At 31.2% G+C, this 14,329-nt stretch carries 9 protein-coding genes; 4 read left to right on the top strand and 5 right to left on the bottom strand.

Features of this window, described 5'->3' with window-relative positions; all coding sequences use genetic code 11:
- The first annotated feature begins 97 nt into the window (after positions 1-97).
- The 3 genes from F6464_RS12400 to F6464_RS14530 all read left to right on the top strand — a co-directional run bounded on the left by F6464_RS12400 (position 98) and on the right by F6464_RS14530 (position 2,620).
- Positions 98-1,558 (top strand): glycoside hydrolase family 30 protein, encoded by a 1,461-nt coding sequence (locus F6464_RS12400; RefSeq protein WP_151108260.1) that lies wholly within the window; start codon positions 98-100, stop codon positions 1,556-1,558.
- 284 nt (positions 1,559-1,842) lie between these two features.
- Positions 1,843-2,427, top strand: a complete 585-nt coding sequence (locus tag F6464_RS12395) for an RNA polymerase sigma factor (RefSeq protein WP_151108259.1) — start codon at positions 1,843-1,845, stop codon at positions 2,425-2,427.
- 49 nt (positions 2,428-2,476) lie between these two features.
- Positions 2,477-2,620, top strand: a complete 144-nt coding sequence (locus tag F6464_RS14530; protein WP_191963385.1) for a hypothetical protein — start codon at positions 2,477-2,479, stop codon at positions 2,618-2,620.
- 16 nt (positions 2,621-2,636) lie between these two features.
- On the opposite strand, the gene F6464_RS12390 is transcribed toward F6464_RS14530, so the two are convergent.
- Positions 2,637-3,296 carry an endonuclease III domain-containing protein gene (locus F6464_RS12390; RefSeq protein WP_151108258.1) on the bottom strand — a complete coding sequence of 220 codons (660 nt, stop codon included), beginning with the start codon at positions 3,294-3,296 and terminating at the stop codon, positions 2,637-2,639.
- 100 nt (positions 3,297-3,396) lie between these two features.
- Between F6464_RS12390 and bcp the strand changes: the two genes are divergently transcribed.
- Positions 3,397-3,849, top strand: a complete 453-nt coding sequence (gene bcp / locus F6464_RS12385) for a thioredoxin-dependent thiol peroxidase (protein WP_151108257.1) — start codon at positions 3,397-3,399, stop codon at positions 3,847-3,849.
- Between the two features lie 70 nt (positions 3,850-3,919).
- On the opposite strand, the gene F6464_RS12380 is transcribed toward bcp, so the two are convergent.
- From F6464_RS12380 to F6464_RS12365, 4 genes are read right to left on the bottom strand one after another with little or no spacing between them, the layout of a single operon-like run.
- Positions 3,920-4,843, bottom strand: coding sequence for an alpha/beta hydrolase (locus tag F6464_RS12380; RefSeq protein ID WP_151108256.1), 924 nt, complete (start codon positions 4,841-4,843; stop codon positions 3,920-3,922).
- Between the two features lie 16 nt (positions 4,844-4,859).
- A complete protein-coding gene (locus F6464_RS12375; RefSeq protein WP_151108255.1) occupies positions 4,860-6,701 on the bottom strand; it encodes a glycoside hydrolase family 13 protein in 1,842 nt (613 codons plus the stop codon).
- A gap of 11 nt (positions 6,702-6,712) precedes the next feature.
- Positions 6,713-9,157 carry a T9SS type B sorting domain-containing protein gene (locus F6464_RS12370; protein ID WP_151108254.1) on the bottom strand — a complete coding sequence of 815 codons (2,445 nt, stop codon included), beginning with the start codon at positions 9,155-9,157 and terminating at the stop codon, positions 6,713-6,715.
- Between the two features lie 26 nt (positions 9,158-9,183).
- Positions 9,184-14,304 (bottom strand): T9SS type B sorting domain-containing protein, encoded by a 5,121-nt coding sequence (locus tag F6464_RS12365; RefSeq protein ID WP_151108253.1) that lies wholly within the window; start codon positions 14,302-14,304, stop codon positions 9,184-9,186.
- Positions 14,305-14,329: the final 25 nt, after the last annotated feature.

Here is a 14,329-nt window from a genome sequence, read left to right as displayed (position 1 = left end):
GTTTTATTCAGCTTATTTAAATATTCAAAAAAGTTTCCTCACACCTCTAATTAAATAAAAAGTGGACTAATAAAACTATTGAAAATAGTATAATTTTATGAGAGTAGTAATAATACCAATGATGGTACTTGTTGTATCAATTGTTTTTTCGCAACAAAAAAAGGAATCTTTACCAAGTATATTTTCAACAGAAAACAAATCGGTTACAATATTTACATCTGCTGATAGCACTAGTTTAAAACTATCTAGAACTAATTCAAATTTGAAATTTAAAGCGTTCAATCAGCCACTGGAAACGGATATATGTATTTTTGTAAATCCTAATAAACAATTTCAAACATTTTTAGGTATTGGGGGAGCTATTACTGACGCTAGTGCAGAAGTATTTGCAAAACTTTCAAAAGAAAAGCAAGAAGAGTTCTTAAATGCTTATTTTTCTTCTGATAAAGGTATAGGGTATTCGGTTATTAGAACAAATATGAACAGCTGTGATTTTAGTTCAAAAAGTTATGCTTACATAACAGAAGGTGATAAAGATCTTCAATCTTTTTCAATTGCTATTGATAAAAAATACAGACTTCCGTTACTAAAAAAAGCAATGGAAATAATTGGTAAAAGAGCTTCTTTATATATTAGTCCATGGTCTCCGCCCGCTTTTATGAAAGACAATAACAATGTACTTCAAGGCGGAAAACTTTTGCCAGAGTATTATCAATCTTGGGCTAATTATTATGTAAAATATATAAATGAACTCCAAAAAGAAGGAATTACTGTTTGGGGATTAACAATACAAAATGAGCCTATGGCGAAACAGCGATGGGAATCCTGCATTTATACCGCTGAAGAAGAACGTGATTTTCTAAAAAATTTCTTAGGACCTACACTTAAAAAAGCAGGTCTAGGAAATAAAAAAATAATTATTTGGGATCACAATAGAGATTTAATCACACAAAGAGTAACCACCATTCTTGATGATCCAGAAGCCAATAAATATGTTTGGGGAATTGGTTTTCATTGGTATGAAACTTGGACTGGCGGATTGCCAAAGTTTGAAAATGTTGGTGCAGTCAAAGAAATGTATCCAAACAAAAATTTACTTTTTACCGAAGGGTGTAACGAAAAATTTGATTCGAAAAAATACCAACTTTGGGCAAACGGAGAACGATATGGAAAATCTATGATTAACGATTTTAATAATGGAACAGTAGGTTGGACCGATTGGAATATTCTTTTAGATCAAAACGGCGGTCCAAATCATGTTCAAAATTTTTGTTTTTCACCCATTCACGCAGATTTAAGTAAAGATGAACTTATTTATACACCTTCTTATTATTTTATTGGTCATTTTTCTAAATTCATTCAAAAAGGAGCCAAAAGAATTAGTAGTTTAGCAAGTAGAAGTATATTGTTAACTACTTCATTTCTAAATCCGGATGGAAAAATAGTTACGATTGTAATAAATCAAGAAAATAAAAAAGTAAAATACTATCTTAGTATTGGAATGGTTGCTACTGAAATTGAAATTCAACCTCATGCTATTCAAACTTTGGTGTACTAAATGAATGAAATATATTTAAAGTCACCATTTAATTTATTTAAAAAAGATATAAAAATTTATAGTAATCTGTTTTTTTTTGCTCAGCACTCTATTTGGTTTATTTCCTAGATAATATTTTTTTATTGTGCGGCAACTGTTAAAATTTTAGTTAAAACTTGTTTCTTATCCAAGAATTATATTATATTTGATTTAAATTCATTTTAAACTTTAACATCAAGCCTATACAAAAAACTACTTTTTAGAGAATTTTCTCCAAATTTTAATAAAAACTAAAAGGTAATTTTATGGCTAATGTACAAACCCCAGATGCATTATTGGTAAAAAATTATATTGATGGCGATGAAAATGCTTTGTCAATACTTATAAATACGCACCAATCAAAAATATACGGATTTATTTATTCTAAAATTTCAGATAGAGATATTTCGGACGATATTTTTCAAGATACTTTTGTTAAAGTAATAAAAACTTTAAAATCCAATTCCTACAACGAAGAAGGTAAATTTTTACCTTGGGTCATGCGAATTGCGCATAATTTAATCATTGATCATTTTAGAAGAAATAAAAAAATGCCAATGTATAGAGAAACCGAGGAGTTCTCAATTTTCTCAATAATGACCGATCACTCTATGACTATTGAGAATCAAATCATTTCAGATCAAGTGCAAGAGGATTTAAAGAAAATTATTGAAGAGTTACCCGAAGATCAAAAAGAGGTATTGGTTATGCGTATCTATCAAGATCTAAGTTTTAAGGAAATCTCTGAATTGACAGGAGTTAGCATTAACACTGCCTTAGGCAGAATGCGATACGCACTGATGAATTTAAGAAAGGTAATAGATAAACATCAAATTATTTTAACAACTTAACAATATTTAAAGCAATACCACGTTGTAGTACTAACAAACAAACTACAATATGGCAAAAATTTACTCTAAAAAAGCATTAGTTATCCCTTCAATGAAACCTAAAAAAGAAACTGTATCTTTTTTATTAAACTATTCTAAAGCACTACGAATTATTAAAGTAGGTAAAATGAATATCGAAACGATAGCTAATTAGAAAAACGTCTCGGTTGTTATCGAGATGTTTTTTTTATATACTCCTCTAAAACATTTTTTCTTCCTATCGTTTTAGTAATAATGTCTTTTTCTATATCCCAACCTCTAGCTGGAGAATATTCTCTGCCATACCAAATAATTTGCAAATGCAAATCATTCCAAATTGATTCAGGGAAAATTCGTTTAGCATCTTTTTCGGTCTGAACAACATTTTTTCCATTAGTTAAATTCCAACGGTACATCAATCGATGAATATGAGTGTCAACAGGAAATGCAGGAACTCCAAAAGCTTGTGACATGACAACACTTGCTGTTTTATGACCAACAGCTGGTAAAGATTCTAAAGCTTCGAAACTTTGAGGTACTTTTCCATCATATTTTTCAATAAGAATTTCCGACAGACCATGTATGCCTTTTGATTTCATTGGTGACAATCCGCAGGGACGAATAATTTCCTTGATTTCTTCAATACTCATTTTTACCATATCATACGGATTATCTGCTTTGGCAAAAAGCAATGGAGTGATTTTATTTACACGAACGTCTGTACATTGTGCAGATAACAATACAGCAATCAATAAAGTATACGGATCGTTATGGTCTAGCGGAATAGGAATAGTAGGATATAATTCTTTTAACGTATTTATAACAAACGTTACACGCTCTTGTTTGGTCATTTTAGTTTAATTTTGATATGTAAAAATAAGTCAATTGAATTGTCAATTGCAAAAAATCAATACCATTTATAAGAAATTTAATAATTCAAAAATACAAATAATGATAACACTTAAAAAAGGAGATAAGGCACCAAATTTTTCAGGAATTGATCAAGACGGAAATTCACACAAACTAGAAGATTATAGGGGAAAAAAATTAGTGGTTTTCTTTTATCCAAAGGCAAATACGCCTGGCTGTACTGCTGAGGCTTGTGATCTAAGGGATAATTTCGAAAGATTTACTACAAATAATTATGCTTTACTTGGAGTAAGTGCCGATAATGCCAAAGCACAATCCAATTTCAAAAACAAATACGATTTCCCTTTTCCTTTACTTGCAGATGAAGATAAATCAGTAATTGAAGCCTTTGGAGTTTGGGGTCCTAAAAAGTTTATGGGCAAAGAATATGATGGAATAAATAGAACTACATTTATAATAGACGAAAACGGAATTATAGAAGAGGTGATCTCAGATGTAAAAACCAAAGCTCATACGGCTCAAATTTTAGGATAAAACATTTTTATCATATATGAAAACCATGAGCGAAAGTTCATGGTTTTTTATTTTTGATGAATTATTGATTTTATTTTGATAATAAAAACTCTAATGGAATATTCAATCGGTCATGCCATGATTTCTCCGAATGGTCTTTGCCCGGAAAGAAAATTGTATTCCATGACTTATCTGAATATCCTTTAGAAATCATTATTTTATTGACTTTTTCTTGTGAAGGTTTGTATAAGCTATCTAAAGTTTGATTGCCATAATCAAAGTATATTTTATGATTTTTAGGTTTTGGTAAATGTTTGTTAAGGTAATGCATTATAGCATCAGGAATAGGGTTATTTTCGTTTTGATAAATCCCTGTCCAATGAGTAGAAAGACATGCAGCACCACCAAATATTTTTGGATATTCGCAAATTGCATAAAGCGAAATTAATCCACCCATACTAGATCCTGCAATAAAAGTATTCGATTGATTGGAATAGGTATTAAAATTTTTATCAACAAAAGGCTTTAATTCTTTGACTATAAATTTTAAGTAATTATCTGAAATTACTTTAAATTCTTCAGTGTCAATTTTCTTTCTTTGTTTTAAACTTTCTGAAATGAATTTCTTTTGTGTCGCATCAAAAGTTATATAAGGCTTTTGAGGAAAATATTCAGGATGCCTTTTTAAACCATTGTTCCAGATTCCTACAACTATAAAATTTTTAGTTTTTTCTTCGATAATTAATTTTCCTGCAACTTCATCTACTTCCCAAGCTTGTTTGTTCCATGAACTTTCGGCGTCAAATAGCATTTGTCCATCGTGCATATAGAGCACCGCATATTTTTCAGTGGTAGAATATGCTTTTGGTAACCAAACATCTATATTTCTTGCATCAACAAATTTTGATTTAAAGTTAGCAAATCGTACAACTTTACCAGAAGTTACTTTTACTTCTTGCCCTAAAGTTGCTATAGAAAACAGTAGTAATGTAACTATTGCTATTTTCGTTTTCATTAAAATGGATACTTTTTTAGTTTTTTATCTCTAGTATTAAAGCACTTCTTGGAGCTACTTCTAAAGTTTTTTCTATCCTAATTTCTCGATTATTAATAATGTCTTTTGCAGTAAATGTTTCAGGAATCATTTTATAATATGTATTCATATCAAGAAGTACTTTTTCTTTATTTTTATTCAAAATAACCATCACTTTTTGATTTTCATTGTATCTAAAATAGACATAAACATCATTTTTTTCTGGAGCAAAATGAATAAATTTTCCGTTGTGAATTACTGTTGCAGTTTTTCTCCAATTTAATAGTTTACTCAGGTATTTTTGAGCTTCTAGTTCTTTTGCATCAAGACCTTTTCCGGTAATAGCATTTTTAGTATCACCTTCCCAACCGCCATATAAATCAGCTCGTCTCTGACCGTCATTTCCTGCTTTTTCGTTGGTAAATAATAATTCTGTCCCATAATAGAACTGAGGAATCCCCCGCATAGTAGTATATAAAGTCATCCCCAATTTCCAGCTCTCAAAATCGTTTTTAACTCTAGAATAAAACCGATCCATATCATGATTATCAGGAAAAATCAATAAATTGTTTGGATTTGGATAGTGATAATCTTGTCCCATGCCTTTATAGAATTCTTTCCAAGTAGATTCCCAATCGTTGTTTGTAGATAATGATTTCACAAGGTTATCTGTTAAAGAAAAATCCATTAAAGTTGGTAAAAAGCATTTATAGCCATCTGCGTTAATTTTATCTTTTTGCCAATAGGCCGATAATTCAGTGACGTTAGTCATTTCTTCTCCCACTATGTTAAAGTTCGGATATTCGTCCATAATAGTTTTAGTCCAATTTGCCAAAAAGTCTTTGTCAGCATATGAAAAAGTATCTTCTCTAAATCCCGAAAGATTGGCATATTCAATCCACCATAGGGTGTTTTGAGTTAAATAACTGGCTACTAATGGATTTTTTTGGTTAAGGTCTGGCATGTGTACGTCAAACCAACCATCTGTATACATTTCTCTATCTTGAACTGTTGCATAAGGATCTAACAAAGTTGATTTTAGATGGTTTGTTCTTTTCTTGCTGTCTTGAAAATTCATCCAATCTTTTGTAGGAACGTCTTTTATAAAGTAATATTCAGAGCCACAATGATTGAGTACAACATCCCAAATTAAACCTATATTTCTTTTTTTGGCTTCTGAAACTAAAGTTTTAAATTCTTCATTTGTTCCAAACCTTTCATCAATTTTATAAAAATCGGTGGCAGCATACCCGTGGTAAGAATAATTTGGCATATTGTTTTCTACAAGTGGCGTATTCCAAATTTGAGTGTATCCTAAAGAGTGTATATAATCTAAATGATTTATAATACCTTTTATGTCGCCACCGTGTCTGCCACTTTCATAGTTTCGATTTGATTTTTCTAAACATTTTGGTGTATTGTCATTTTTTGGATTTCCATTTGCAAATCGATCTGGGACAATTAGTAAAATAGCATCTTTTGTGGAAAACCCAATTCGGTTGGCACTATTTTTTTCTCTGTTTAATATAGGAAAATTCTTTGTGATTTTTATTCTTCCGTTTTTCTTAAACTCAATTTTAGCATTACCAGGAATTGTGTTTGAATCGATATCAATAGTAACAAATAAATAATTAGGGTTTTCAACTTTCTCTGTTTTTACAACTTTTACTCCAGAGTAATTTATTGTTGGTTCTAAATCTTGAATTGCTTTACCATATACTAATAGTGTAATTTGATTGGTTTTCATTCCAACCCACCAATTCGGAGGGTCAATACGTTCTATTTGAGCATGAAGGCTTAAAGAAATAAAAATAAAAATAAACAGTATCGTTTTTTTCATAATTTAAAGTTTTATCGCTTTAATGAAAAATGTCCTTTTATGGTTTTATTATTTTCTAGAGTGATGACATACCAATAATCATCAGAAGGCGAAGGATTACTATTGTAAGTTCCGTCCCAACCTTTATCTCTTGCATTCATTTCATATAAAAGTTTTCCCTCTCGATTAAAGATTTGAATAAATGATTTTCTGCTAAAATTAGAACCAACTCCTTTTAAATACCAAAGGTCATTGACGCCATCGTTATTTGGAGTAAAAAATTTTGGTGCACCGAGTACTGAAATGATTTTTGGGCCAAAAACCCCACAGCCATTTAAATCTTTTACATATAATTCATAAACTCCTGCGGGCACGTCCGTAAATATGTTAGATGTTTGAAAATCATCACTTTTATAAAGACTAAAGACATAATCTCCTTTTAAATCTTCTTTTAAGAGTACTTCAACAGTATTCGATTCGGTAAAGTCTGAAACTTTTACATCTGTAATACTTGCTATTTCTGAGGAAGTTACTGTTATAGTTCTAGTTTTAAAACATCCAAAGCGATTAGCAACATCAACAGTATAAGTTCCTTCACGGTTAACTTTTATAGCATAAGTTGATTGTTTTATATCTATTCCATCTCGATACCACGTATAATTGAAATTGGCTGAACTAGTTTCTAATTTTCCAGCATTGATGGTTATAAATCTATTAGGTATATTAGAACAAACTATATTTTTTTCATCGCTTAAGGTTTCTATTTTTGGTAGTTTATTTACTATTAATTGTACTTCGCTAACGCTGGTGCAATTTCCCGCATCGTCAATTCTAATAAAAACAGATGAGTTATAAGCGAATGGGATGGTATAATTTGTTGGATTAGGAATGTTATTTTGTTTTAATAATGCATCGCTTTGGGTTGAATAGAATGATTTAATTTGAGTTGGAGTTACAACTAAGGTGGCATCATCAAGATTAAATGTTGCAAAACCATTTTCTTGATTTAAAATATCGCATTGATCTAATGGTTTAATATTTTGACTTGGAGCTAGATTTACATTTAAAGTTAAGTCACTTAAACTATAACACCCAGTTACTGCATTTGTAATTCTGCCTATAATAGTTTCAGGATTTGAAGTATTGTTAAAAATGTTAACTAAAGGGGTATTGTTTTGTTCTTGGGTTTTATTTTTAAAATAGGTAACGGATAAATTAGGATCAGAACCTGCAAAAGCGCTATTGTAATCATTCAAGTCGAACAATGATAGTCCATCAGGATTTAAACCAAAGTCACATTGAGAACCACTTGCTTTAATTTTAGTGGGTACAGGAATTACTATTAGATTTATTTCTTTAGTACCTGAACAGGTTCCATCAAATACTTTAATAAATATTGGTTGTTTATTGGGCTTCGTATTTGAAAAAAATTGTGGTAATTCATTCAAATTTAAATTAGCATCACTTTTACTTAAATAGTATTTTATAGTAAATGCTGTCGTGTCTTGATTGTCAAATATGGTGGCAGTAACTTTAGTCAAATCAAAAGTTGATAAACCGTTCGTGTCATTTCCATCAGTGATGTCGTCACAAATAGAGGCTTCGTTTTTAGGTAAATTAACGGAGTCATTCACTTCAATAATAAATGAAGAAGTATTAAAGCAACCAGTTATTGTATTTTCAATTCTAACATAAATAGTCTGTGGATTAGAGGTGTTTTTAAAACTTGTTGCGTTTTTTATTTCCTTTACATTTGTAAGAGCATCATTCTGAGAGGTATGATAACTAATAAGAACGTTGCTTTGTGTTCCAATTATTAAAGCTTCATTTTGTTTTAAATTAAAATCACTAATAAAATCTTGAAATCCATCTGTATCACATTGTTTAATGTCAAGAGACACCCCAGTTGGCATATCAAAAGTTGGGGGTGTATCAAAAGTAGCAGTGCCGCTCCATTGTAGTTTAAAATTGCTTGAGCCACTAGGCCTATCAATAACCAAAAAATAAGAATCTCCTGCAGCTACGGTTAGCCATTTTACAAAGCTATTTCCATCGGGACCAGGGCCTTCAGAAATATCATTTGAGGTAGCATTCATTCCTGTGTAATTATTGGGTTGATTGATAGATTCAGGATTTGTAGTTGAGCATCTTATGGCCTGACCAATCGCTCCACATGTTACCTTTGGACCAAAAATAAAAAAATCGAAGTCTTCATTTATATCAGTACTTTCAGGAATAAGTGTAAATCCTAATGTTCCAGCTGTTTTTATAGAAAGCCTTAGCCAGATACTATTATTTTCATCACCATCACAACTGTTGGCTCCTGATATTTCTTGTTTTCCAATTCCAGAGGCTGTTAAACCCTCGAATCCGCTATTTCCGCAAACAACTATGGCTTTTGAACAATCATTTTGCGAAATGATTTTAGAAGAAAAAACGAGTATAAGAACTAAAAAAGGTATTTTAAAATTTGTCATAATTTATATATTGTATTCTAATTTTTTTATCTTTTAAGACTGAAATGGCCTTTAACAATTTTATTATTTTCAAAAGTAACTACATACCAATAATCGTCGGACGGAAGCATTTCTCCGTTATAAATTCCGTCCCAACCTTTATCAATAGCATTTAGTTGTTTTAATAATTTTCCACTACGGTCAAAAATTTCAATTCGTGTTTTTGTATTAAAATTGTCACTTACTCCTTTTACATTCCAAGTGTCATTAGATCCATCATTGTTAGGTGTGAAAAATTTTGGAATTCCTAAAACAGAAATATCTATCGGGCCAACAATTCCACAGCCATTAATATCCTTTACATATACTTGGAGAATTCCTGATGGAGCATCAACAAATATTGGAGAAACTTGAAAACCTTTTTTTAAGTCGATACTATATTCATAATTACCGATACCTTCTGCAATAATTTCAATTGTATTGGTGTCTAATAAATCGGTAATGTTAATTTTCTTAATAGTTGCTATATCTGATGATATTACATTTATTGTTCTTGTTCTAAAACAGCCCAAGCTATTACTTACATCAACAGTATAAGTTCCTGGAAAATTTGTTTGCAATGTGCTAGAAGTTTCATTCGGAATTTCTATACCATTTCTATACCATTTGTATTTAAAATTTGTTGTTGGTACGTTATTAAGTATACCAGATTCTATAGCTACTTTAAAGTTAGGTAGATTATTACAAACCATTGCAGTGTACAAACCATCTTCATTTAAACCGATTATTGGTAGGGGTTCTACAACAAATCGTAAAACTCGTTGCGCAATACAACTTGAATTTATCGTACTTATAACTTTTACTTTGATGTTTTGAGAGCTGGTTGTAAACGGGTTAGGTAATGGACTTGGTAATAAATTTCCTAAAGCATCAGTATATTCTACTTTAATTTGTGTTTGATTTTTAAGAATTGTGGGTTCAAAGGTTGAAGTGTCAAAAGGAAGAATTCCATCTTGATTTTTAGGATTTGGCTCGTCATCACATATTTCTAATTGATTGGCAGGTATAGGAAAAGCTTCTGGCAAAACATCTGCAACAAATTGAATTGTTTTTTCGGCAGCACATGGTCCGTCAGGATCTTTAGATATAGTACTAAATGCTTTTACAGTAATCGTTTTTGTTCCTTTTACAACAAGAGGATTGGGTAAAGGACTGCTTAGCGGATTGCCTTTTTCATCAGTATAGATTAAAAAAACATTTGTTTGCCCTTTTATAATAGTAGATTGAACATCAGAAGTATCAAAAGAAAAATTCCCTTGTCTATCTGCACAACGCCTAATGATATTATCGGGAGTTAAAGCATTTATTACTGGAATCGATTCTACATGTAATTTTATATAAGGCCCAAGAGCAAAACAATCATTATCAATAGTGCTGTCTACTCGAATCCAAATTTCTTGTAAGTTGGAATACCCAATATTTCTGTAGTTATAAATACTAATTGGATCTAAAGGATTTTGCGATATTTCTAAGGAGTTTCCATTAATATCAGTCTCAGCACTAGCGTCACTTAAGTTTTTAAAATATTTGATTGTATAATTTGAAGTACTAGGTAGTATTGCATTTATATCAGAGGCAACGCTACTAAAATTAAAAGATGTTACTCCGTCTGTATTGCTATTGTTTGCAGTATTGTTTCCGTTTACATCCAGAAAATCATCACATTCGTAAAACTCTTTCAAAAAAGTTGAAGGAATTTGAGTTGCTGTAACTACAGCGTCAACTCTTGCAACTCTAAAACATTGATTTTTATCTTGTACCCTTGTCCAAACAGATTTGGTTTCACTTAAATATTGTAATGGATTTGTAATTTGCAAACTTGTATCTCCATTTAGTGCCGCTATTGGAGATTTAAAATAGGTAAATACTTCATTTTTATAATTGGAAGAAATAAAATTTTCATTTTGAGTTAAATTAATATATGAAAATCCATCAGAAAGTGCATCGTCATCACACTGTTTCAATGAAATTGGAGAATTTACTATTGGCAAATCAAATACAATTAATTCTACTTCATCAGAAATTAGGACACAAGAATTGACATTTTCCAGTAATTTGACTCTATACTTAAAACCCTTCATTGCAGCTGTAATGGCCAAAATTTTTAAAGATTTTGTTGTACAGCCAGTATACGAGCCACCATCAACTATATCATTCCAATTCCCAGACTCTAAAATTTGCCACTGATAACTATCAATTGGAGAAGTTTCTATTATTGCGGTTGCATTTTGTAGTTCACAAGTAGGAACAATAATTGGTTGTTTATTTATAGTAATTGTTGCAAATGTTATGTAGTTTAGATTTGGAAGTACAGCATATCCTTGAGCGTTGGTAACAACTCCATTAGTGTTTACAGTAGGAGTAGTATCACCCAATAATCCATCACCGTCACCATCTAAATTACCAGCTTCTATAGTGTCTAGACAACCATCATTATCACTATCTAAATCTAAGTAGTTTTTAGTTTTATCACTGTCGGAGTTAGCTATTGTGTAGTTTAGAATTCCAGAATCGGTAAAAGTTTCAATCGAATTGAATAGACCGTTTGCTCCAAAAGAATTGAAACTGTTGTCTATAACACCATCTAAATTAGTGTCTGTGATATTACTTCCAGATTCGGTTAAATCATGAATTCCATCGTTATCACTATCCAAATCTAAATAATCAGGAACACCATCTTTATCAATGTCAGTTGGAATTAAACCTTTTAAAAAAGTGTCATCTAATCCATCTAGATTTAGGTCAATTTTAGAAGGTGTAATAAAGTTTTTACCTTGTATTTCTACAGCATCAGGAATTCCGTCATTATCACTATCTAAATCCATAAAATCAGGAACTCCATCTGAATCAGAATCTTTAGCTACACATGTTTCTGTTAATTTAAAAGTTGCTCTATTTGCGGAGAGTTCAGATAGATTTTTATGAGTAAAGGATATCGATTTTGTTTGAAACGATTGAAATTTAAAATCACCAGAACCTACTGCTAAAGGAGTCGAACTGTTTAAACGGAATCGAATTTCGAAGGATGAAAATTGAGTTACACCACTTTCATAAATACCATCATAATTGGTGTCAATTAGTAATTGGTCTGACGGATTTATGACAGTTATGGTTTTGTCCAAATCGGAGTTAATAATAAATTCGCCGTTGTCATTTAATAAATCAGTTTTGTTCGCAAAATTCACATATTCTAACAATATATTTGTTGGAGCCAAAAATGTATTTTTAAAGGAAACGGAACTGTTCTTTTCGGTAGAAGTTTCTGTAATAAATTCACCTGAAATAGTTCCTAAAAATGGAATTGATGACGGTAGGGTTCCAGTTGTGCTTATATTTAAAGCACTAGTATCGGTAAGATCAATATTTTTATTACCTAATGATTCATTACAATTTGTTATTCCATCATTATCAACATCTACATCTAAATTGTCATTTACTAAATCATTATCTAAATTTGTTGGGCATGAACTAACAGGTATTTTATCTGAATTTAATCTTGTTCCACAATCTGAAATAGTTGCTTTTACAAAATAATAACCTGGTTTTGTTGGGGTATATTTACTTTGTATAGCTCCAGAAATTGGTAAATCATTATAGTACCACTGAAAAACATCAAAAGCTGTTAAAGTGTTTACTGTCAGTAATTTGTTTGGAATACAATCTTCATCTGTTGCATTCAATAGACTAAAACTTACTTCTGGCTTAAAAGTAAACCCTGAATAAAATCCGCCAAAAGTAGCCGCATCACTTGTTCCATAAGCTGCTAAATACAATTGCCCAGAAGAGAAAGCACTAATGTTTCCGGTTAAACCAGTAATAACATAGGTGGTGTAATTGGTATTTCCAGTAACAGCAGTGGGACCAGAAATAGAGATTCCAGGTAAATTAGTAAGAGAAGAAATGGTATAAGGAGTTCCATTAACTTCAAAATTTAAACTAGAGCCTGTTTGTGTTATTAATGTAACACGACCGTTATATATTCGTGCGCCTATTTTTTCTATAAATGGAATATTGTCAATGATATGAGGTGTTTCACAACTTAATGGAGGAACAAAAAACAATTCTTGATTGGCATAAAGCGTATTTGGATTATCACTTTTATCACCAACGGTTTGATAGGCAAATACATTTTTTGATGACCGTACATACAAATTACCACGTGAACTAAAGTCATTTCCATTTAATGCAACATAGTCACCTGCTTTTAAGGTGTAACTTGCAGTTGAATTTCCGTTCAAGAAAATTTCAGTGTTATCCTCATTTGCAACTAATAATACTCTTTCAGCTTCTGGCTGTCCTGTACTCTTTATAAAAATGTATTCTTTTCCAGTTCTTTCAGCAGAAACAATTTGGTCAAATCCAAGATCTAAATTTTGTTTAGCATTAGAGCCTGCAAAAGAGCCGCAATTTAAGGCTATTGGTTTATCGGAAGATACTAATGCACCAATCAAGCCATCTCGATTTTTTTCCTCTGGACCTTCAACAGCCATTACAAAGCTTTCCCCTCGATTAAGAAGTATTGGCGACGGAGTATTACCAACTGCAGCATTATTTATTAATGAAACCCCTAGCTTAATATCTGAAAACTTTATGGTAGTATTGTTTTCGGTTGCAAGCACGGCTACAAAAGTATAGTGATTTGCTGTATACGGATTTGCCTCAGTATTTAATAAGGCACCAATTCTAAATTCTTTTCCCAAGGCTGCTAATCCTTTAGATACAAGCGCCCCAGATTGGTTGCTATTACCAGCAATTATACGTGCCGTTACATAAATTAAGTCATCAGCTTCAATTGTATATCCTTTGTTTGATAGTATTTTATTAACTAAACTTTTATCAACAATTAATTTAGTATTTGTACCACTGCCAATTTTATAAATATAAGGTGTGCTTTTTGAAACTGTTCCTTCAAAAAGTATACCTCCTAATTGAGTTACTTTAAAGTTAACGGAATTTGTACTAGGAGTAGAAATATATAAGTACTGTTCTTCAGCTATTGAAGATCCCTCAGACGAACTCCCTAATGGCGGAATATAATGCGTTTTGCTAAATTGAGCAAATGTAGCGGTGGTTAGTAAAATAAAAAATAGTAGGATATTTTTTTTCATGGTATAAAATTAATACTTTAATGAC

It is taken from the genome of Flavobacterium luteum (assembly GCF_008806775.1).
In the GTDB taxonomy this organism is placed as follows: domain Bacteria; phylum Bacteroidota; class Bacteroidia; order Flavobacteriales; family Flavobacteriaceae; genus Flavobacterium; species Flavobacterium luteum.
Note: the sequence above shows the minus strand (reverse complement) of the source record. Positions and strands in the feature narration are given on the sequence as shown.

Bases quoted from the DNA above. Each gene is read 5' to 3' on its own strand.
- F6464_RS12400 (WP_151108260.1), top strand. From the start codon at position 98: ATGAGAGTAGTAATAATACCAATGATGGTACTTGTTGTATCAATTGTT.
- F6464_RS12395 (WP_151108259.1), top strand. From the start codon at position 1,843: ATGGCTAATGTACAAACCCCAGATGCATTATTGGTAAAAAATTATATT.
- F6464_RS14530 (WP_191963385.1), top strand. From the start codon at position 2,477: ATGGCAAAAATTTACTCTAAAAAAGCATTAGTTATCCCTTCAATGAAA.
- F6464_RS12390 (WP_151108258.1), bottom strand. From the start codon at position 3,296: ATGACCAAACAAGAGCGTGTAACGTTTGTTATAAATACGTTAAAAGAA.
- bcp (WP_151108257.1), top strand. From the start codon at position 3,397: ATGATAACACTTAAAAAAGGAGATAAGGCACCAAATTTTTCAGGAATT.
- F6464_RS12380 (WP_151108256.1), bottom strand. From the start codon at position 4,843: ATGAAAACGAAAATAGCAATAGTTACATTACTACTGTTTTCTATAGCA.
- F6464_RS12375 (WP_151108255.1), bottom strand. From the start codon at position 6,701: ATGAAAAAAACGATACTGTTTATTTTTATTTTTATTTCTTTAAGCCTT.
- F6464_RS12370 (WP_151108254.1), bottom strand. From the start codon at position 9,157: ATGACAAATTTTAAAATACCTTTTTTAGTTCTTATACTCGTTTTTTCT.
- F6464_RS12365 (WP_151108253.1), bottom strand. From the start codon at position 14,304: ATGAAAAAAAATATCCTACTATTTTTTATTTTACTAACCACCGCTACA.